Origin of the sequence: Nocardia sp. CDC153 (genome assembly GCF_035818515.1) — a bacterium.
Lineage (GTDB): Bacteria > Actinomycetota > Actinomycetes > Mycobacteriales > Mycobacteriaceae > Nocardia.
Genome location: NZ_JAYKYU010000005.1, coordinates 600,890 through 621,251, shown reverse-complemented (window position 1 = coordinate 621,251; position 20,362 = coordinate 600,890). Strand labels below are relative to the sequence as shown.

Below are 20,362 nucleotides of genomic sequence, written 5' to 3'. Positions count from 1 at the left end.
GGGCCCACTCACAGCACTAGTCACAACAGAGTGCCGTCGCAGGGGGCAGCGACTGACCAAGACTACAGGACGGGCCCAACCCCCTCCAAACCGGGCCGCCCGCCGGTAGCAGGGAGCTTCGTCACTCGGAGAAAAGCCGTGGCCCCGCCGGATTCCGGCGGGGCCACGGTCGTCTCACTACCGAGCGGCTAGTTCTCGCCCTCCGGCGCACCGGCGGGACGGCCCGCGGCGCGGCGACGCGGGCGGGCCCGCGGCGGGACCACGGCCGGGGCCAGGTCCTCGAGGTTGAAGCCCGGCTTCTCGGTCTGCTCCGAGCTGGAGAGCACGAACACCGCGCCCGCGCTGTCGGCGGCCGGCGCCGAGACCGTGCGCGCCACCCGGCGGCGGGCCGGACGACGAGCGGTCAGCGTGGACTCGGCGGCCGGTTCATCGGCGGCCGCCGCGGTCGAGGTGCCATTGGTCGCGGCATGCGCGGCGGTGTCTTCCGCAGCCTCCACGGCCTCCACGGCCGTCTCGGTCTCGGACTCGATCTCGGTCACCGTGTCGGCCGCGATGGCGGCTTCGGCGGCGGCGTTCTCGGCCTCGCGGACAATGGTCGACTCGGCCGCGTCGACATCGGCCACGGTGGCCGAATCGCCCTCGGCCAGCACCGCGTTCGCGGCATCGGCGGCCGCGACGGCGTCCTCTTCGGAGGCGTGCGCGGCTTCCTCGGCGGCGTGCGCGGCCATGGCCATGGCGACCGGATGGGCGCGCTTGGCCGCGGCCTTCTCGGCCTTCTCCGCCTTCTCCTCGGGCTTGTCGTCCTTCTCCTCGACCACCGGCTCAACGACCGGGGTCTCGGCGACGGCCGCGTTGCGGTCCTTGCGGCGGCGACGCGAACCCTCGCGACGACCCACGCCCTCACCGCTCTCGGCCGGGGCCGAACCCGATTCGACGGGGTAGTTGTGCACGAGAATGCCGCGCCCGTGGCAGGTCTCACAGGTGGTGGAGAACGCCTCGACCAGGCCGGTGCCCAGCTTCTTGCGGGTCATCTGGACCAGGCCCAGCGAGGTGACCTCGGAGACCTGGTGGCGGGTGCGGTCGCGGCCCAGCGCCTCGGTCAGGCGGCGCAGCACCAGATCCCGGTTGGACTCGAGGACCATGTCGATGAAGTCGACGACGATCATGCCGCCGATGTCGCGCAGCCGCATCTGGCGCACGATCTCCTCGGCCGCCTCCAGGTTGTTGCGGGTCACGGTCTCTTCGAGATTGGACCCGCCCGACCCGGTGAACTTGCCGGTGTTGACGTCGATGACGGTCATGGCCTCGGTGCGATCGATCACCAGGGTGCCGCCCGAGGGCAGCCACACCTTGCGATCCAGGGCCTTGGCCAGCTGCTCGTCGATCCGCAGCGAACCGAACACGTCGACGCCGTTGTTCTCGTAGCGCTCGACGCGGGCCAGCATGTCGGGGGCGACCGTGCGGACGTAGTTCTCGACCGTGGTCCAGGCCCGCTCGCCCTCGATGACCAGCTTGGAGAAGTCCTCGTTGAACAGGTCGCGCACGACCTTGACCAACAGGTCCGGCTCCTCGTACAGGGTCTTGGGCGCGCCGGAGCCGTTCTTGGACTGCTCCTCGATGGTGCGCCAGGTCGCCTGCAGCCGTTCGACATCGCGAGCCAGCTCCGGCTCGGAGACGCCCTCGGAGGCGGTGCGAATGATGACGCCCGCGTCCTGCGGCACGATGTCGCGCAGGATCTCCTTGAGCCGCTTGCGTTCGGTATCGGGCAGCTTGCGGGAGATGCCGGTGGAGGTGCCGCCGGGCACGTACACCAGGAAGCGTCCGGCCAGGCTGATCTGGGTGGTCAGGCGAGCGCCCTTGTGGCCCACCGGATCCTTGGAGACCTGCACCAGCACGGTGTCACCGGGCTTGAGCGCCTGCTCGATCTTGCGCTCCTTGCCGCCCAGACCGGCGGCCTCCCAGTTCACCTCGCCCGCGTACAGCACGCCGTTGCGGCCGCGGCCGATGTCGACGAAGGCGGCCTCCATCGACGGCAGCACGTTCTGGACCTTGCCCAGGTACACGTTGCCGACCATGGACGCCGAGCCCGTGGAGGTCACGAAGTGCTCGACGAGGATGTTGTCCTCGAGCACCGCCACCTGGGTGGTGGAGGTCGGGTGGTCGGGGAAGTGCTTCTCGCGCACCACCATCACCCGGTCCACCGCTTCGCGGCGGGCCAGGAACTCCGACTCGGTCAGGATGGGCGGGCGACGGCGACCGGCCTCGCGACCGTCGCGGCGGCGCTGACGCTTGGCCTCGAGCCGGGTCGAGCCGCTGATGCCCTGCACCTCGTCGACGTCCTTGGCGGCGCGGCGCTTGCTGCGCGGCTCCCGCTCGTGGACAACGGTGTTGGGCGGATCGTCGTCGGCGGCCTCGGGCTCGTTGTCCTCCCCGCCCTTGCGGCGGCGACGGCGACGGCGGCGACGGCTGCTCGAGCCCTCGGGCACGGCCGCGCCCTCGTCGTCGTCCTCGGCCTCGGTGTCGGCGGACTCGGCCGACTCGTCGGTCTCGGGCTGGTCCTCGCCCTCGTCGTCGGTGTCGCTGTCCCCGTGCTGTTCACCGCGACCCCGGCCGCGACCGCGACGGCCGCGACGGCGACGCCGCGAGGTGCCCTCGCCGCGCTGGTCGCGATCCTGATCACCGTCCCAATCGCCCTCGTCCTCGGTGTCCTCGGACGCGGTCTCCTCGGTGACGGCCTCGACGGCGACGGCCTTGGCCTCGAGGTCCTTGTCCTCGACGGCCTTCTCCTCGACGCGGGACTTGCGCTCGGCGCGACGCCTGCGGCGAGCCTCCTCGGCGGCCGCGGCGTCGGGCGCCTGGAACAGCGGCGCGGCCACGACGGGCGCGGGCTGGTACTGGACCGGCTCCTCGACCAGCGGTTCGCTCTGGAACGGGCTGGCGAACAGGGCGGTCGGCTTGGCCGGGGGCACGGCGGCCTCGGCGGCCTCCACTTCCTCGGCGGCGAGCTCGTCGGCGGCCCGGTCGTCCCCGGCGGCGATGGCCGCGTCGACGGTCGATTCGGCGATCGGCGCGGGCGCGGCCGACGGTTCGGCGGCCTCGATGTCACGCGGACCGAAGGCGTCGCGGACGGTCTCGGCGACGGTGCGGTCCAGACTCGACTGCGGGCTTCTCGCCTGCGCGCCCATCTCGGTCAGGTGGGCCAGAATTCGTTTGCTGGTGGTGCCCAGCAGCTTCGCCAGTGCGTGCACTCGGATCCGTTCCGGCAACTGTTCGGCAGCCGGGGTGATCGAAGCGCCCTCCCCTTCGCCATTGCTCTGCGATGCTTCCAGCGGCTCTTGATCGGCCACGAAATCTCCTCGGGGCCCCCGGGCGCGTTCCTCTTCAGGAGTGACGCGGCCGTCGCGGGGGCGCTGTCTTGTCGGCCTCACGCCCGCGGGCGTGAGATCGTAAGTCTTCGCGCCGTGTGGCCCGTTATCACCGGTATCTCGTCGTTCGGGCTAACTGGTCACGTGGCGCCTGGTTGGTTGGCTCAACTCCGTGTCACGAGCGTTCATCCAGCGTGCCTGCCCGGCGGCCGAGTCTTGGAAGCCGTCGGCGGCAGCGATGATCGTCCGTCGCTCCGCGGTGTCAATTCGAAGGTGGCTGACGCGCGCCGCAAACGGCCCGCGTCGGTCACTTCCAGAGCCAGTATCCCACACCACGTCGGGGCGTCGTGCCCACGCGGCCCGGAGCGGGCCTCGCGAGTCTCACGGGCGTCCGCTGTTTCCGGGGTCCGGGGGTGGGCCCCCGGACCTGTCGGTGGAGAGTGCGGGGGCTCTCACCCCCGGTGGATCAGAGAGCGAATTCGGGGAACCAGAGGGCGATCTCGCGCTTGGCGGACTCGGGCGAGTCGGAGCCGTGCACGAGGTTGTACTGGGTCTCGAGGGCGTAGTCGCCGCGGATGGAACCGGGGACGGCCTTCTCGACCGGGTCGGTGCCGCCCGCGATCTGGCGGAAGGCGGGGATGGCGCGCTCACCCTCGAGGACGGCCGCGACGACCGGGCCGGAGGTGATGAATTCGATCAGGGAGCCGAAGAAGGGGCGCTCGGCGTGCTCGGCGTAGTGCTGGGCGGCCAGCTCCTCGGAGACGTTCACCAGCTTGAGGGCCGCGAACTTCAGGCCCTTGCGCTCGATCCGGGCGATGATCTCCCCGATGAGGCCACGGGCCACGCCGTCGGGCTTGATGAGTACCAGCGTCTGCTCAGTCACAGCGCAACCTTAACCGGGATGCGCTCAGCAGGAAAAACGCAGACCGAACGCACGGCCCGGTCTGCCGGATTTCGGAGGTCCGGATCAGGCTCCGGACATGCGCTGGCTGGGCAGGGTCCCCGCCTCCATGCGTTTCTTCACGTCCGCGCGCAGGAACAGCACGAAGATCCAGACGGCGACGAACACCACACCGATCACCAGGATCGAGAGGTGGATGAAGCCGCCGAGCAGCAGCGCGACCTGCAGGGCGAGATTGAAGGGGATGGCCCAGGGGCGGCGCTGCAGGCCCGCGCCCAGGAACATGACCACGGCCAGGCCGACGACGTAGAGGACCGACCACCAGCGCAGGCCGCCGCCGACGGCACTGATCACCGGCAGCGCGAGCAGGACCGTGATGGCCTCGAGGACCAGGGTTCCGGCCATGACGCCGCGCAGACCCTTCCACGGGTCGGTGGCGGGCGGCGGCACGTCCGGGGTGGCCGGGCCTTCGGTCGGTTCGCTCACGCTGGGTCCTTTCCGAACAGGCTGCGGGCCGCCCCGGCGGTGACGACGGAGCCGGTGATGACTATGCCCGCGCCCGAGACCAATTCGCCGTCCTCCCCGCCCTCGGCGAGGGCGATGGCGGTTTCGATGGCGTCGGCCAGATCGTGGGCCACGGCCACGCGTTCGTCGCCGAAGCGCTGGACGGCGAGGTTGGCCAGATCGTCGACGGGCAGGGCGCGCGGGGAGCCGTTCTCGGTGACGACGATCTCGTCGAAGACCGGTTCGAGGGCGTCGAGGATGCCCGCGGCGTCCTTGTCCCCGAGTACGGCGATCACGCCCACCAGTTTGCGGAAGTCGAATTCGCTTGTCAGCGTGGCGGCCAGGGCCTTGGCCCCGTGCGGGTTGTGGGCGGCGTCGAGGAAGATGGTGGGCGCGCTGCGCATGCGCTCCATCCGGCCGGGGCTGACCGCGGCGGCGAAACCGGCTCGCACGGCGTCGATATCGAGCTGACGGGACGCGCCCGCGCCGAAGAACGCCTCCACCGCGGCGAGGGCCAGCGCCGCGTTGCGGGCCTGGTGTTCGCCGTGCATGGGCAGGAAGATCTCGTCGTACACGCCGCCGAGGCCCTGCAGTTCGAGCATCTGCCCGCCGATGGCGATGCGCCGCGAAAGCACCTGGAACTCCGAGCCTTCGCGCGCCACGGCCGCGTCGACCTCGACGGCGCGGCGCAGCAGCACGTCCATGACTTCGGGTTCCTGCTGGGCGATGACGGCGACGGTGTCACGCGGAACCAGGTCGTCCTGCGGGGCCTTCTTGATGATTCCGGCCTTCTCCCCCGCGATGGAGGTGAGGTCGGGGCCCAGATAGTCGGTGTGGTCCAACCCGATCGGGGTGATGACGGCGACCTGCCCGTCGATCACATTGGTGGCGTCCCAGCGCCCGCCCATGCCGGTCTCGACCACCGCTACGTCCACCGGCGCTTCGGCGAAGGCCGCGTACGCCATGGCGGTGAGCACCTCGAACTTCGACATGGCCGGTCCGCCAGCGGCTTTGGACTGCTTGTCGACCATCTCGATGTAGGGCAGCAGTTCCCGGTACACCTCGACGTAGCGGCCCGGGGTGATGGGCGCGTTGTCGATGGCGATGCGCTCGGTGGCCAGCTGCAGGTGCGGGCTGGTGATCCGCCCGGTGCGCCGGTGCAGGGCGGTGAGCAGGGCGTCGATCATACGGGTGACCGAGGTCTTGCCATTGGTGCCCGCGATGTGGATGGCCGGATAGGACTGCTGGGGCGAGCCCAGCAGATCCATGACGGTGGCGATGCGGACCAGCGACGGCTCGATCTTGGTTTCCGGCCAGCGCTGGTCGAGTTCGGCCTCGACCAGCGCCATTTCGGCGAGGTCCACCGGCGAGGTGCCGGTGGCGCTCAGCGAGCCCTCGGCGTACTGCCGCTCCGGTTCGTCGTTCACTTGGCCGCCAACTGGGCGATCTCGGCGAGGCGGAGGGTGATGCGCTCGACGTCGGTCGAGGCGATCTCCTTGCGCGCCTTGATCTTCGCAACCACCTCGTCGGGGGCCTTGGCCAGGAAGGCCTCGTTGCCGAGCTTGCCGGTGGTGCCCGCGAGTTCCTTCTGCGCGGCGGCCAGGTCCTTTTCGAGACGGCGGCGCTCGGCGTCGAGGTCGACCGTGCCGGAGGTGTCGATCTCGACGGTCACCGTGGCGGTGCTCAGGCGCACCTCGAGCGAGGCGGTGGCGGCGAAGTCGTCGCCCGCCGCGGTGAGCTTGGCCAGGTTGGCGATGCCGGGCTGCTGGGCGAGCAGGTCGGCGGTGTCGATGCCGATCAGCTTGGCGGCCACCTTCTGGCTGTCGGCCAGGCCCTGGTCGGAGCGGAAGCGGCGGATCTCGGTGATCAGCTTCTGGGTGTCCGAGATGCGCCGGGCCGCAGCGGCATCCGCGGTCGCGCCGGAGACCGTCGGCCAGGCGGCGACGACGATGGATTCGCCCGCCGCGCCCTCGGTGAGGGCCTGCCACAGGGTCTCGGTGACGAACGGGACGGCCGGATGCAGCAGGCGCAGCACCGAATCCAGGACATTGCCGAGCACGATGCGGGTGCTGGCGGCGCGCTCGTCGGACTCGGCGAACTGGACCTTCGCCAATTCCAGGTACCAGCTGCAGAATTCGTCCCACGCGAAGTGGTAGAGACCCTCGAGGGCCTTGGAGAACTCGTAGCGGTCCAAGGCCGCGTCGACTTCGGCGATGACCTCGTCGAGCCGGTCCAGGATCCACAGGTCCGCGTCGGTGAGGGTGTCGCGCGCGGGCAGCTCGCCCGGCTGCGCGCCGTTCATGAGCGCGAACTTGGTGGCGTTGAACAGCTTGGTGATGAAGCTGCGCGAGGCGGTCACGTGCGGGGTGCCGACCGAGAGGTCGCCGCCGGGCTGCGCGCCGCGGGCCAGGGTGAATCGGGTGGCGTCCGCGCCGTATTCGTCGATCCATTCCAGGGGGTCGATGCCATTGCCGCGCGACTTGGACATCTTCTTGCCGAATTCGTCGCGAATCAGGCCGTGCAGGAACACATCCTGGAACGGGACCTGCTTCTGCTCGGCGTCCTTGCCCGCGGTGAGCGCCGGGTCGTCGGAGACGAACATGCCGAACATCATCATGCGGGCGACCCAGAAGAACAGGATGTCGTAGCCGGTCACCAGCACGCTGGTCGGATAGAACTTGGCCAGCTCGTCGGTGGCGTCGGGCCAGCCCATGGTGGAGAACGGCCACAGGCCCGAGGAGAACCAGGTGTCGAGCACGTCCGGGTCCTGGACATAGCCCTCGGGGGCCTGCTCGTCCGGTCCGACGCAGACGATTTCGCCCTCGGGGCCGTACCAGATCGGGATGCGGTGACCCCACCACAGCTGGCGCGAGATGTTCCAGTCGTGCATGTTGTCGACCCACTCGAACCAGCGCGGTTCCTGGCTGGCGGGGTGAATCTTCACGTCCCCGTTGCGGACCGCGTCACCGGCGGCCTTGGCGATGCCCTCGACCTTCACCCACCACTGCATGGACAGGCGCGGTTCGATGGGCTCACCGGAACGCTCGGAGTGCCCGACCTGGTGCAGGTACGGGAACTTGCGCCCGACCACGCGGCCCTCGGCCTCGAGCCGCTCGCGGATCTTCACCCGGGCCTCGAAGCGGTCCATGCCGTCGAATTCGGTTCCGCTGTCGGCGATCTTGCCGGTCTTGTCCATGATGGTCGGCATGGGCAGGCCGTGGCGCAGGCCGATCTCGAAGTCGTTGGGGTCGTGCGCGGGGGTGATCTTCAGTGCGCCGGTGCCGAATTCGGGATCGACGTAGTCGTCGGCGATGACCGGGATCTGACCGCCGGTGATCGGGTGATAGAGGGTGGTGCCGACCAGGTCCTTGTACCGCTCGTCGTCCGGGTGCACCGCGATGGCGGTGTCGCCGAGCATGGTCTCCACCCGCGTGGTGGCCACGATCACGTGCGGCTCATCGTCGTTGAGCGAGCCGTAGCGCAGGGAGACGAGTTCGCCCTCGACCTCCTTGTGGTCCACCTCGAGGTCGGAGATGCCGGTCTGCAGCACCGGAGACCAGTTCACCAGCCGCTCGGCGCGGTAGATGAGGCCCGCGTCGTAGAGGCGCTTGAAGATGGTCTGCACGGCGCGGGACAGGCCCTCGTCCATGGTGAAGCGGTCGCGGCTCCAGTCCACGCCGTCGCCGAGGCGACGCATCTGGCCCTGGATCTGGCCGCCGGACTCGCGCTTCCAATCCCAGACCTTGTCCACGAACAGTTCGCGGCCGAAGTCCTCCTTGGTCTTGCCGTCGACGGCGAGCTGCTTCTCCACCACGGTCTGGGTGGCGATGCCCGCGTGGTCCATGCCCGGCAGCCACAGCACCTCGAAGCCCTGCATGCGCTTGCGGCGGGTGAGCAGGTCCATGAGGGTGTGGTCGAGGGCGTGGCCCATGTGCAGGGTGCCGGTGACGTTCGGCGGGGGCAGCACGATCGAGTAGGCGGGCTTGTCGCTGCTCGGGTCGGCGGTGAAGTAACCGGCGGCTACCCAGCGCTCGTACAGGTCGGCCTCGACATCGCCGGGATTCCAGCTTTTGGGGAGGGCATCGGCACGATTACGTGGGTTCTCAGAGGCTGCGCTGGTCACCGGTCGATTCTAAGGGCAGGGATTATCGCGCAACGACCGGGTTTTTAGAAGGCCCGAACGGCCGGGTGGGTGAGACCTACCCCGGGCAAGCCGAAGGGCGAGGCTTCCGGCGGATGAGGGACGCTGGAAGCCTCGCCCTCGAAGTCCAGACTACCGTCGTTTCGAGCCCCGATGCCGATTCCATAGGCAATTCTCAGGATCGAGGCCAAATCGGCCAGGGTAGACCAACATTCGTTGCATCAACGTTGCGTCGAACGCATTGTTTCCCCGTCGTGACAGTGAGACTGCGGGGGTAGCCTGAGCGCATGAATCCGATTGTGGCGCGGGTGATGTCGACCGTGGCGGGCCAGTTGGGCAATCCACACGGCGTGTTGGGCAAAGGCGTGGCCCGTTTCCTCAATCGCGGCAATCGCCCGATGATCGCCGCCGCGGTGGCGGCGGCCGAGGTCGGGCCGGTCGACGCGGCGGCCGATATCGGATTCGGCGGCGGCATCGGACTGACGTTGCTGCTGGAGCGGGTCGGCACGACGGGCACGGTGACCGGCGTGGAGCTGTCGCCGGACATGCTCACGCGGGCACGCTCGGAGTTCGCCGACGATCTGACCTCGGGTCGGCTGAAGGTGGTCGAGGGTTCGCTCACCGGACTACCCCTGCCCGACGATTCGCTCGATGCCGTAATCACCTGCAACACCGTGTATTTCGTACCGGATCTGGATGCGGCGTGCGCCGAGCTGGCCCGGGTGCTGCGACCGAAGGGCCGACTGGTGGTCGGCATCGGCGATCCGGACGCCATGGCGAGGATGCCGTTCACGCCATACGGTTTCACGCTGCGCCCGGTCGCCGACGTCACGGCGGCCATGGAGCGGGCCGGGCTCACGGTCGAGCATCGAGACCTGCCGCACAAGCCGATTCCGGGGCATCTGCTGATCGGCCGCCCCGCCTGAGCGAGGGCCGCATTCGCCCGGTCAAACGACGTGTCGGAGGCCACCCCACCCGCTTCCAGTGAGCTGACTCGCATACCTCTTGCCACGACTACCTGCGGTGATGTCTTCTAGCTATCCGGCTGGCGCCAGTCGTCTCCATCGTTCATCGCAGTACCGAGACAGCTCCCGAGGGACACCGTCCCCCTGTTGGAAAGCGAGTCATCATGCGCGTTCGAACCATCGCCGCCTCCGCCACCGCGGTCACCGGGCTCGCCCTCGCCGGATTGTTCGCGACCGGAACCGCTTCCGCCGCAACCCCGTACGTGATTCCGCAACTCGGTGCGGCCGGGTTGGCCCTGTCCCCCGGTGAGACCCAATCCCTGGCCAGCAGCCCGGTTCCGGCCCTCGTCGACAGGTTCGCGCCGCGCGACTTCGTGACCGTGGGCATGGAACCCGATTCGACGCTGCCGCAGGACGACACGGGCGTCTACGCGGATATGCCCGCCATCATCGGCGAGGCCGCGGCCCACCCGAACGGTACGGTGGATGTGGTCTGGGTCGACGGCGGTCTGGTCGTTCTCCAGGACTGGTGAGACCCCACGAAGTCTCGACTCGCAGTGCGCCCCATGCCGATCCGGCATGGGGCGCACTCGCGTTCGCGGCGTCAGGGCACGAGCACGTCCAGCGCCCCCGGGTTGGCGCGGAACAGCGCCGGAAGCAGCCCCACCGGATCGCCGTCGGCGGTGGCGGGCGCGCCCGGTGCGGTGAGCCGGAATTCCCGGGCCCGGTACTGGGTCATGGCCGGATGGTCGACCCGCTTGCCGGAGGACAGGGCCGGGAGCAGCCGCAGCATCTCCAGGCGGGACATGGCCCCGACCACGGTCAGATCCAGCAGGCCGTCGTCGATGACCGCGTCGGGCGCGACCAGCATGCCGCCGCCGTAGGTGCGGGTATTGCCGACCGCCACCATGACCGCGGGGGTCTCGATCACCGTGCCGTCCGGGTGGTCGGGCGAGCCGGTGAGTTCGATGCGGTACGGCACCGCCAGCCTGCCCGCGAGCTCGATGAGCGCGGCGACGGTGTAGCGCATCGGACCCTTGGGCCAGCGCAAGGCATTGGCGCGCAGGGTGACCCGGGCGTCGAGGCCGGTGCCGGTGACGGTGGCGAACCAGATGGCCCGGCCGGATTCGTCGGTTTCCACGGTGCCGAGATCGATGCCGCGGGTGTTGCCGCCGAGCACGGTGGCGACGGCCGCGGGGGTGGCGTCGGGGATGCCGAGTTCGCGGGCCAGGTCGTTGCCGGTGCCGCCGGGCACCAGGCCCAGCGGGACGCCGGTGCCGACGAGCGCCTGCAGCACGACACAGACGAGACCGTCGCCGCCCGCGGCCACCACGGCATCGGGTCGGGCGTCCGGGTCGGCCAGGGCCTTACGAACCAGGCGTTCGGTCTCGGCGGCCGAGTCGCCCCGGATCTCGGTGACCTGGACTCCCTGCTCGGTGAACCGGTTGGCCGCCTCGACGGCGACCAGCGCGCCCTTGCCGTGCCCGGAGAGCGGGTTGGTCACCAGGGCGATGGAGCGGATGATCGTCACGGAATCAGCTTCCCAGGGTTGAGGATTCCGGACGGGTCGACGGCGTTCTTGACCGCGCGCAGCACCTGGACGCCCAGTTCGCCGATCTCGTCGGTCATCCACGGGCGGTGGTCCGCGCCGATGGCGTGGTGGTGGGTGATGGTGCCGCCCGCGGCCACGATGGCGTCGCCCGCGGCCTGTTTGGCCTTGGCCCACTGCGAGATCGGGTCCTCGGCCTGCTTGCCGACGACGGTGAAGTACAGCGACGCGCCGGTCGGGTAGGTGTGGGAGATGTGGCACATGACCAGGGCCGGGGTGCCCTGCGCGGTGAGCGTATCGGTCAGGGCGGCGGTCACTTTCGCCTTGAGGTTGGCGAGATTGGCCCAGCCGGTGGCGGTTTCGAGGGTCTCGCACAGCACGCCGACGTCCAGCAGCGCATCGCGCAGGTAGGGCGCGGAGAAGCGGCCGTGCTCCCATTCCCGGGCGGGCGTCTCACCCAGGGCGGTGCCGCCCGCCGCGGCCAGCAGGGCGGCGGCCTCGGCACTGCGGGCGGTGACGTGCGCGGCGGTGCCCTCGAAGGTGGTGACGGCCAGGCAGCCGCCGACGGCCGCGCCGCCGATGTCCCCGGCGCGGGCCAGATTGAGCCCGGTCTCGGCCTCGTCGGACAGGCGCATCACCGTCGGCGCGGCCCCGGCCTGGATGACGGCCCGCAGCGCCGCGGCGCCGGTGGCGAAGTCGGGGAACGACCACGCCTGATACGCGGTGGTCTCCGGGATCGGGTGCACGCGCAGGGTGACCTCGGTGATGATGCCGAGGGTGCCCTCCGAACCCGAGAACAGTTCGCGCAGATCGGGTCCGGCCGCCGAGGCGGGGGCGCGGCCCAGGTCCAGCTCGCCCGCGGGGGTGGCGACGCGCAGGCGCATGATCATGTCGTCGAAGCGCCCGTATCCGGCCGACGCCTGCCCGGAGGAGCGGGTGGCCGCGAAGCCGCCGATGGTGGCGAATTCGAAGCTCTGCGGGAAGTGGCCGAGTGAAAGGCCGTGGCGGGCAAGCAGTTCCTCGGCCTGCGGGCCGGACAGGCCCGCGGCCAGGGTGGCGGTGCCGCTGATCGGGTCGACCGCGGTGAGGGTGTCGAGGCGGCGCAGGTCCAGGGCGATGAGGGCCGGGAAGCGCCCGCGCGCCGGATCGAGGCCGCCGACCACGCTGGTGCCGCCGCCGAACGGGACGACCGCGATTCCCTTGGCGGAGCAGTACTTCAGCACCGCGAGGACTTCGTCGTGATCGGCGGGAAAGACGACGGCGTCGGGCGCGTCCTGTTCCCCGTCGGCGCGGCGGCGCAGGAGATCGGGGGTGGATTTGCCGCCCGCGTGGAGCAGGCGGTCGCGATGGTCGTGCGACACATTCTCGACTCCGACCACCGCGACCAGCCCGGCGTGCTGTTCCGGCGTGAGCGCGGAGGCGCGCAGCGGCACGTCGCCCTCATCGCGACGGGTCACCGGCTCGCCGGACACCCCGAAAACCTGTGCGAGCAGTCCCCGAATCTGCTCGGGCAGCGGCTTGTGTCCGGACGGGGAGCCCCAGGCGTCCCACACCATACTCGCGCGGACCGTGGGCTCGCCCGAGATTGCCGCGGGCTCAATCGAGATTGCCTCCAGGTCACTGCCCGAGGAAGTGGCGGCTGCGTGTTCGTCGACCATGCGTTACAGTCTGACATAGAATGTCAAGCAGTAACGAGTACTACTCTCCGGTGGTGCAAGCCATGAGTTCGACCGAATCACCATCCTCCGCCGTCGATCGGGCGATTCTCGACGCGGCGCGCGCCTGCGTGGCGGAATTCGGTGTCCGCCGGACCACCCTCACCGAGGTCGCCCGCCGCGCGGGCGTCAGCCGCCCGACCGTCTACCGCCGCTGGCCCGACACCGGCTCCCTGGTGGCGGATCTGCTCGTCCGCGAACTGCGCGAGATCATCGCCGCCACCGCGCCCACCGCCGGCACCGCCCGCGAGCGCCTGGTCGGCGCGATCGTCGGCGGCGGCGCGGTCATGCGCCGAAACCCGCTCTTCGCCAAGATCTTCCGCGCTGACACCGACATCATGCTGACCTACGTCTTCGAGCGCCTGGGCCGCAACCAGCGCGCCCTGCTCGAGCTGTTCGCGCAGGCCATTCGAGAAGGCCAGGGCGACGGCTCGATTCGCGCGGGCGACCCTGATCGTCTGGCCGCCATGCTGCTGCTCATCGCCCAGTCCGCGGTCCAGTCGGCGACCGCCTTCGCCCCGGTCCTGGCGACCGACCAGCTCGACACCGAACTCGCCCGGGCCCTGCACGGCTATCTCACCCCCACGCCCTGATCCACCGATCGGCGTGATGACTGCACTGGTTTTGGCTGCACAGATTGAGAGGTTCTTCGATGACCACGACTACGACTCGGGGCGATTCGGCGCTGAACGCGGCCCGGCGGCAGCGGGAGCTGGCCGCGCTGGGTGACGGCGGAGTCATCGATGTGCTGGTGATCGGCGGCGGAATCACCGGGGCCGGTGTGGCCTTGGATGCCGCGGCGCGCGGATTGCGGACCGTGCTGGTCGAGAAGCACGACCTCGCGTTCGGGACCAGTCGGTGGAGTTCCAAGCTGGTGCACGGCGGGCTGCGGTATCTGGCCAGCGGCGGTGTGGGGATCGCGCACGAGAGCGCGGTCGAGCGCGACATTCTGCTGACCCGCACCGCGCCGCATCTGACGCGGGCGCTGCCGCAGGTGGTGCCGCTGCTGCCGAGTATCGGCGCGGCGCAGAAAGCGCTGGTGCGCACGGGATTCCTGGCCGGGGACGTGCTGCGGCGGGCGGCGGGGACCGCGCCGTCGGTGCTGCCGCGCTCGCGGCGGATCGCGGCGGCGGAGGCACTGCGCTTCGCCCCGACCGTGCGACGGGCCGGGCTGCGCGGCGGATTGCTCGCCTGGGACGGGCAATTGGTGGACGACGCGCGGCTGGTGGTGGCCATCGCCCGCACGGCCGCGCGGGAGGGCGCGACGGTGCTGACGCGGGTCGAGGCCACCGGGGTGACCGGCACCTCGGCCACGCTGCGGGACACGGTGACCGGCGAAACCCTCGATGTGACAGCGCGTTCGGTGATCAATGCCGCGGGAGTGTGGGCCGACCAGGTGGATTCGAGCATCGAGCTGCGGCCCTCGCGCGGCACCCACCTGGTGTTCGACGCGGCGGCCTTCGGCGGCCTCTCCGCCTCGCTGACCGTGCCGATTCCGGGCAGTACCAGTCGATTCATCTTCGCGTTCCCGGCCGCGCACAATCGGGTCTATCTGGGGCTCACCGACGAGGAAGCGCCCGGCCCGGTGCCGGACGTGCCGCACGCCACCGACGCCGAGATCGATTTCCTGCTCGACACCGTCAATACGGTGCTGCGGGAGCCGTTGCGCCGCGGCGATATTCGCGGCACCTTCGCGGGCCTGCGGCCCCTGCTGCGCACCGGCGGGGACAGCACCGCCGATATTTCGCGCGAGCACGCGGTCCTCACCTCCCCTACCGGTGTGATCACCGTGGTGGGCGGCAAGCTCACGACCTACCGCAAGATGGCCGAGGACGCCGTGGACGCGGCGGTCTCCCGGTCGAAACTCACCGCCGCGCCCTGCCGCACCCGGCGGCTGCCCTTGGTCGGCGCGGTGTCGGGCGCGGCCCGCGATGCCATCGCCGCCCCGCCGCGGCTGGTCGAGCGCTACGGCAGTGAGGCCCGCACGGTTCTCGGCCTGGCCGAACAGCATCCGACCCTGGCCGCGGAGGTCGCCCCGGGCATGGATGTCACCGCCGCCGAATTCGCGTTCGCCGTCGACTACGAGGGTGCGCTGGACGAATCCGATCTGCTGGATCGCCGCACCCGCATCGGCCTGGTCGCCGAGGACCGCAAGGCCGCCGAACCGGCCGCCCGCGCCGCGCTCGACGAGGTGTAGTCCGCTCGGCTAGTTGAAGACGTTGCAGCCGGAGCCGGTGGAGATGCCGGTTCCGACGTGGATGTCGACGTAGGGGAAGACGTCCTCGCTGTCGGGGTGGTACTGCCAGATCTGGAGGCGGTGCTGCCCGGTGGTGGTGGGCGTCCAGCGGATCTGGGCCAGCGCCCCGGACGGTCTGGCGATGCCGATGGGAACGCTGTTGTCGTAGAACACGACCGGCGTGACCGGGTCGTCCACGTACCCGTCGACGTCATAGCTACAGCCGGTGCCGTAGTTGCTGGCCATGCCGAAGCTGATGCCCGGGTCGATGCCGATCCGGGTGCCCGTCGCGCCGGCGGGTGCGGACAGGCCGACGACGGTCGCGAGCGCGGCGCAGCCGACCGTGGTCGCGGTGGCGGTCCTGATGATCGTGCCCATACCCTCGATCCTCGCCCGCGGGTCGAGGGTATGGGCGGCATTGCGGCAATCTGGCCGATTCCGTGTCATCGCGAGATGGCGTGGAACGGCCCTATGCTTGGCAGCGATGGTGACAGCGCCGGAGAGGGAGGCGCGGATGGGTCGGATTCCGACGACGGTGGGGTTGGTGCCGGGGACCGGGCTGGTCGCACGGTTCGGGAATGTGGTCATTTTCCTGCACGGTGAAAGTCCTTCCACGGAACGGATTCTCGGTGCCGCCGAGACCGCGGCGACGGCTGCGGATCCGGGCGTGGCGATCGCGCAGCGGCTGGCGGCGACCGTGTTCAGCAGCGGTTCCGCGCAGCCGCCCGCCTTCGGTCTGATCGCGCCCACGGCGGACGGGATTCTGGTGCTGCTGCGCGGTCCGGTGGCGGCGGCGGTGGACGGGCCGGAAGGCTCCCGCAAGCTGTCGGGTGCCCGGGCCCTGACGTGGGCCGATGAGATCGTGCGTGATCCGGTGCGGCGCATTGGCGTGATCGCCGACGGTGCGAGCGGGGAGATCGCCCACACCGATCTGCGGTCCGGGATCGTGCTCGGCGGCGGATTCGTGGTGCACGCCCCGGTGTCGGGCCTCGTGACCCCGAAGGCGAGCCAGGCCGCAGCGAAGGCCGCCGACCCGGCACCGGCTCCCGAGCCGACCCGGCGCGCGCCCACTCCGACGCCGTCGCACACCCGCTTCTCAGGCCCCATCGCGGCGGAACCCGCTCCCGCACAGCCGGTTTCCCCGACACCGCCGGAGCCCGAGCCCGCGCATCCGCGCAATGCCGCCACCACCCCGGCCCCGGGCTCCCGGCTGGGCGGTGACGCCGGATCGGAGCGTGCCGCCCGCCCGCTCGACAAGCCGGTGCGCATCGAGGCGCAGGCCGACCCCGGTCCCGGTACCCGGGCCACACCGGCCGAACCCGCGGAGGCGCGGGCGCACGGGCCCCGCGAGGCCGGACCGGATCTGGCGAAAAAGCCAGCGCCCGGGCCGGATTCGAGTCCGGCGGGCGGCCGGGCGGACCGGCCGGATCCCGATGATCAGCCGCCGACCGCCGCCTACATTCCGGGAGTCGAGGGTTTCGATTCCGCCGTCAATCCCGCGGTCGGAACCCCGCCGCCCGCCACGTCGACCCTGGCGGCGGCGGGCGGTGCGCTGGCCAGCCCCGAGGGCGCGGTGTATCCCCTGGATCGCCCGTACGTCATCGGCCGCGATCCGATGATCGACGAGGCGGTCCGGCGGGCGGTGGCCTCGCCCATCGTGATCGCGCGGGACCGGCATGTGTCGCGGGTGCACGCGCGGGTGTTCATCGAGAACGGCCTGGTGTACGTGCGCGATGCGGGGACGCCGGGCGGCACGTTCGTCGCGGCTCCCGGTGCGGCGGACTGGGTTCGGGTCGGGCAGCGGCCGATGGAGCTGAAGGTCGGCTGGAGTCTGCGCATCGGGGAGCGGATTCTCACCTATCGCACCTCATAGGGACGACCAGTCCCCGCGCTGTAGGTCGTTGCGGGCGAACGGGGAAATCTCCTTGCGCGCGCGGACCGCCTGCTGCGCGGCGGCCACATCGGTGGGGTGATGGCCGAGGACGATCGCGCCGACGAGCCGGTTCTCGGACACGACCAGGCGTCGATAGGACCGCTGGGCCGCGCGGTCGACCACGATCACCTCGTCGCGTCGGCCCGGCTCGACCTGCCCGATGCTGAACAGTTCCAGCCCGACTCCCTTGAGAATGGTGGCGGGCGTCTCCGCGACCAGCACCTGGTCGCCGCCGAGCGCGTTGACCGCGGCCGCCTGCGCCTGTTCGGCCGCGATGGGCCACAGCCCGAGCACCCGATCCCGGTGCTCGGCCACATCCCCGGCGGCGTAGACGTTCGGTGCGGCGGTGCGCATCCGGTCGTCCACGAGAATGCCGCGGCGACACGGGATTCCGGCGCGCACCGCCAGGTCGGTGTTCGGCCGGATACCGGTGGCGACCAGGAACACCTCGCACGGCACAACGCCGCCGTCCTTCAGCACGACGAATCGCACCGGGTCGGCATCGCCGCGCGCGCCGGGCCCGGCAGCGCCGGTCAGGCGGGCGGTTTCGGCCCGATGGCGGACCTCGATCCCGGCCCGGGTGAAGTGGTCCAGCACGACGGCGGAAGCGCGCGCATCGAGCTGCTTGCCCAGCAGCCGCTCGCCGCGCTCCAGCACGGTGACCCGTAATCCCAACTGGTGCAGCGCATACGCGGCTTCCAGCCCGAGCAGTCCGCCGCCCGCGACGACGGCGCGCGTGCAGGATCGCCGCTGGGCGTAGGCGCGAATGTTCAGCGCGTCCCCGGCTTCCCGCAACACGAAGCTCCCCGGCCGGGCGAGTCCCTCGATCTGCGGCAGTGCGGCCGAGGACCCGGTGGCGAGGATGAGCCGGTCGTAGGGCAGCACGTCGCCGGTCCCGAGGTACACGCGCTGGGCGCGCGGATCCACCCGGGTGGCAAGGGTATTCAGCCACGGATGGATGCGGTGGTCCTCGTACCACTGCTCGGGCAGCAGATGCAGGCCCTGCATGGCCGAGCGGCCGGGAATCAGCCGCGAGATGCCCATGCGGTTGTAGAAGTCGTGGGATTCCCGGCCGATCAGATGGATCTCGCTGTCGGGGTGGCCGCGCCGCAGGAAATCGGCGGCGGTGACACCGGCGATGCCATTGCCGATGACGACCAGGCTCACCAGCGAGCGATCGAAAGAGGCTGGGCGCTGGCCGTTTCCGTGCCCGGGCTCGGGTGTGAGGGCCACCCGGACTCCGCCGCCGTTCACACGGGCGCAGCAGGCCATGCGGGTATTGGCGGCGAAACCCAAGCGCCGCAGGGTGTTCCGCTCATCGCCGGTGGGTTCGCAGAGTTGGTCGCCACCGTCGAGCACGGCCACGGGATCGGCGCCGCAGACACCCATTCGGCAGCCCGATTCCAGCGGCAGGCCCGCCCGTTCGGCGAGTTCGAGCAGGCTGGCACCGGTCTCGGCCGCCACGGCGGTCCCGTCCATGATCACCGAAGGCCCTGGGGCGACCGGTGTTTCGGCGTCGGCGCGCGGGCGCGGGAAGGGCAGCAGCACCGGCTCGGTGCGGGCTCCGGTGGTCAGCGCGTATTGCAGCTCGCTGACCCGGGTCCGGGCCAGGAACAGCACGGTGGCCGCGAAGATGAGAACGCTGATCGGCCAGCGCACCCAGGCCACGCCCACACCGGTGAGGGTGGTGAACGACGCGGCGAGCACCGGTCCGGCGAACCAGTAGAAGACGTTCAACGCCACGACCGCGTACACCGCCGCGAGCATGGCCGGACTGACACCGGTCAGCGCCTCGATCGCGAAATAGGATCCGATCGCCACCAGCAGGAACAGCGCCAGCACCAGATACCGGTTCAGCACCGGCACATTCGCGTATCCGGCCAGCACCATGAACCCGAGCACGAAGCCGGGAAGTGCCGCCGCGAACAGCTTGCGCGGACCGCTCCAACCGCGTTCCGGGTCGGCCATATCGGCCTGGTAGGCGGCGCGCGGCTTGAAGTCGTAGCAGTTCTTGGCGCAGCCCACACACGGCCGGCAGTGGTTGTTGGCGATGGTGACGAACGGCGTCTGCCCGTAGGCGCGCTGCAGTGGGAACAGCGGGCAGATGCTGCTGCACCAGCCGCTCTTGCCCTTGAAGGCCACGCCGCCGCCGAAGGCGGCCAGCAGAACGGCCGAAAGCACTATGCCGGTGGCGATTCCATTGCGATCCAGGCCCGCCACCCGGGATCCGGCGATGCCGAAGAACAGGGCGACCCCGACGAGATAACCGCGCCGCTGCATCCAGCCCGGTGCCGTGCCCGCCCTGGTGAAGCCGAACAGCCGGGGCAACTGGTTCGTGGCCGCGAGCGGACAGGTATTGCGCCACAGGCCCGGTGCGATCAGGAACAGGCCGGGCAGCAGCGGGACGACCACCTTGAAGAACCAGAACAGCCCGGCCGCCGGTCGCACGAACGAGGTGACGATGAGCGCCAGATAGGCGGTGATGCTCAGGAATCGCACCGCCTGCCAGACCCGCAGGGGAATGCGGCTCGGCAGTTCGGTGAAGGCGGGGAACAGGTTTCGCTCCCCGGTCGGGTCGATACCGAGCACCCTGTTCGCGACGGCCACCCAGCGCGGCAGGGCCACGTCCCCGCCGGGCGGGCGGGGCAGCGGTCCCGACGGACCCAGCACCGTCGAGGAGAGCTCGGGCCCCTCGGGCTCGGCGGTGGGCGTGTGCACCACCAGAATCTCGCTGCGCCCCAACCGGACCACATCGCCGGTCACCAGTTCGCGCCGCCCGGTCAAGGCCACCCCGTTGACGGTGGTGCCGTTGCGGCTGCCCAGATCGACCACCGACAGCGCGGTCGGCGTCGGCACCAGGCGCAGATGTTTGCGCGACACCCCGCCGTCGGCCAGCACCTCGTGGCTGCCCTCGCGTCCGAAGATGATCGGCCCGTCGAGCAGGCGTCGCCGCGCGGGCCGTCCCCACTCCCGGATCTCGATGACCGGCCGCCCCGCCATGTTCCACCACCCCTGTTTCCCGCGCGATCACCGATCACGCCGCGCTCGTGGGT

The 20,362-nt window shown here is 70.6% G+C and carries 14 protein-coding genes; 5 read left to right on the top strand and 9 right to left on the bottom strand.

Going from position 1 to position 20,362, the window contains the following annotated elements; all coding sequences use genetic code 11:
- Positions 1-188: 188 nt before the first annotated feature.
- From VMT65_RS29620 to VMT65_RS29600, 5 genes are all read right to left on the bottom strand, one after another.
- The gene (locus VMT65_RS29620; protein WP_442790323.1) at positions 189-3,347 is read right to left on the bottom strand and encodes a translation initiation factor IF-2 N-terminal domain-containing protein; all 3,159 of its coding nucleotides are present in this window, start codon (positions 3,345-3,347) and stop codon (positions 189-191) included.
- A gap of 484 nt (positions 3,348-3,831) precedes the next feature.
- Positions 3,832-4,248, bottom strand: coding sequence for a nucleoside-diphosphate kinase (ndk, locus tag VMT65_RS29615; protein ID WP_326311773.1), 417 nt, complete (start codon positions 4,246-4,248; stop codon positions 3,832-3,834).
- A gap of 84 nt (positions 4,249-4,332) precedes the next feature.
- The gene (locus VMT65_RS29610; RefSeq protein ID WP_326311772.1) at positions 4,333-4,752 is read right to left on the bottom strand and encodes a DUF4233 domain-containing protein; all 420 of its coding nucleotides are present in this window, start codon (positions 4,750-4,752) and stop codon (positions 4,333-4,335) included.
- The gene (folC, locus tag VMT65_RS29605; RefSeq protein WP_326311919.1) at positions 4,749-6,119 is read right to left on the bottom strand and encodes a bifunctional tetrahydrofolate synthase/dihydrofolate synthase; all 1,371 of its coding nucleotides are present in this window, start codon (positions 6,117-6,119) and stop codon (positions 4,749-4,751) included. The genes VMT65_RS29610 and folC overlap by 4 nt, the downstream gene beginning before the upstream one ends.
- A 74-nt stretch (positions 6,120-6,193) precedes the next feature.
- Positions 6,194-8,893, bottom strand: coding sequence for a valine--tRNA ligase (locus tag VMT65_RS29600; RefSeq protein WP_326311771.1), 2,700 nt, complete (start codon positions 8,891-8,893; stop codon positions 6,194-6,196).
- Between the two features lie 305 nt (positions 8,894-9,198).
- Between VMT65_RS29600 and VMT65_RS29595 the strand changes: the two genes are divergently transcribed.
- Together VMT65_RS29595 and VMT65_RS29590 are read left to right on the top strand one after the other, a co-directional pair.
- Positions 9,199-9,837 carry a class I SAM-dependent methyltransferase gene (locus VMT65_RS29595; RefSeq protein ID WP_326311770.1) on the top strand — a complete coding sequence of 213 codons (639 nt, stop codon included), beginning with the start codon at positions 9,199-9,201 and terminating at the stop codon, positions 9,835-9,837.
- 203 nt (positions 9,838-10,040) lie between these two features.
- Positions 10,041-10,409, top strand: a complete 369-nt coding sequence (locus VMT65_RS29590; protein WP_326311769.1) for a hypothetical protein — start codon at positions 10,041-10,043, stop codon at positions 10,407-10,409.
- Positions 10,410-10,480: 71 nt separating this feature from the next.
- Here VMT65_RS29590 and VMT65_RS29585 read toward each other — a convergent pair whose 3' ends face one another.
- Together VMT65_RS29585 and VMT65_RS29580 are read right to left on the bottom strand one after the other, a co-directional pair.
- Positions 10,481-11,407, bottom strand: a complete 927-nt coding sequence (locus VMT65_RS29585; RefSeq protein WP_326311768.1) for a diacylglycerol/lipid kinase family protein — start codon at positions 11,405-11,407, stop codon at positions 10,481-10,483.
- Positions 11,404-12,981: an FAD-binding oxidoreductase gene (locus tag VMT65_RS29580; RefSeq protein WP_326311918.1), complete on the bottom strand. Its 1,578-nt coding sequence runs from the start codon at positions 12,979-12,981 to the stop codon at positions 11,404-11,406. The genes VMT65_RS29585 and VMT65_RS29580 overlap by 4 nt, the downstream gene beginning before the upstream one ends.
- A 164-nt stretch (positions 12,982-13,145) precedes the next feature.
- On the opposite strand from VMT65_RS29580, the gene VMT65_RS29575 reads away from it, so the two are divergent.
- Both VMT65_RS29575 and VMT65_RS29570 read left to right on the top strand, forming a co-directional pair.
- Positions 13,146-13,733 (top strand): TetR/AcrR family transcriptional regulator, encoded by a 588-nt coding sequence (locus tag VMT65_RS29575; protein ID WP_326311767.1) that lies wholly within the window; start codon positions 13,146-13,148, stop codon positions 13,731-13,733.
- 59 nt (positions 13,734-13,792) lie between these two features.
- Complete coding sequence (locus tag VMT65_RS29570) at positions 13,793-15,337, top strand: glycerol-3-phosphate dehydrogenase/oxidase (RefSeq protein WP_326311766.1); 1,545 nt, start codon at positions 13,793-13,795, stop codon at positions 15,335-15,337.
- Positions 15,338-15,346: 9 nt separating this feature from the next.
- Here VMT65_RS29570 and VMT65_RS29565 read toward each other — a convergent pair whose 3' ends face one another.
- Complete coding sequence (locus VMT65_RS29565) at positions 15,347-15,754, bottom strand: hypothetical protein (RefSeq protein ID WP_326311765.1); 408 nt, start codon at positions 15,752-15,754, stop codon at positions 15,347-15,349.
- Between the two features lie 136 nt (positions 15,755-15,890).
- Here VMT65_RS29565 and VMT65_RS29560 point away from each other — a divergent pair, with 136 nt between their 5' ends.
- Entirely contained in the window at positions 15,891-17,249 is a 1,359-nt protein-coding gene (locus VMT65_RS29560; RefSeq protein WP_326311764.1) for an FHA domain-containing protein, read from the top strand.
- Here the strand turns inward: VMT65_RS29560 and VMT65_RS29555 are convergent.
- Positions 17,244-20,309, bottom strand: a complete 3,066-nt coding sequence (locus tag VMT65_RS29555; protein WP_326311763.1) for an FAD-dependent oxidoreductase — start codon at positions 20,307-20,309, stop codon at positions 17,244-17,246. The genes VMT65_RS29560 and VMT65_RS29555 overlap by 6 nt on opposite strands.
- Between the last annotated feature and the right edge of the window lie 53 nt (positions 20,310-20,362).

Excerpts from the sequence above, each read along its gene's own strand:
- folC (WP_326311919.1), bottom strand. The coding sequence starts at position 6,119 with ATGGCGCTGGTCGAGGCCGAACTCGACCAGCGCTGGCCGGAAACCAAG.
- VMT65_RS29595 (WP_326311770.1), top strand. The coding sequence starts at position 9,199 with ATGAATCCGATTGTGGCGCGGGTGATGTCGACCGTGGCGGGCCAGTTG.
- VMT65_RS29590 (WP_326311769.1), top strand. The coding sequence starts at position 10,041 with ATGCGCGTTCGAACCATCGCCGCCTCCGCCACCGCGGTCACCGGGCTC.
- VMT65_RS29580 (WP_326311918.1), bottom strand. The coding sequence starts at position 12,981 with ATGGTGTGGGACGCCTGGGGCTCCCCGTCCGGACACAAGCCGCTGCCC.
- VMT65_RS29575 (WP_326311767.1), top strand. The coding sequence starts at position 13,146 with ATGAGTTCGACCGAATCACCATCCTCCGCCGTCGATCGGGCGATTCTC.
- VMT65_RS29570 (WP_326311766.1), top strand. The coding sequence starts at position 13,793 with ATGACCACGACTACGACTCGGGGCGATTCGGCGCTGAACGCGGCCCGG.
- VMT65_RS29565 (WP_326311765.1), bottom strand. The coding sequence starts at position 15,754 with ATGGGCACGATCATCAGGACCGCCACCGCGACCACGGTCGGCTGCGCC.
- VMT65_RS29560 (WP_326311764.1), top strand. The coding sequence starts at position 15,891 with ATGGGTCGGATTCCGACGACGGTGGGGTTGGTGCCGGGGACCGGGCTG.
- VMT65_RS29555 (WP_326311763.1), bottom strand. The coding sequence starts at position 20,309 with ATGGCGGGGCGGCCGGTCATCGAGATCCGGGAGTGGGGACGGCCCGCG.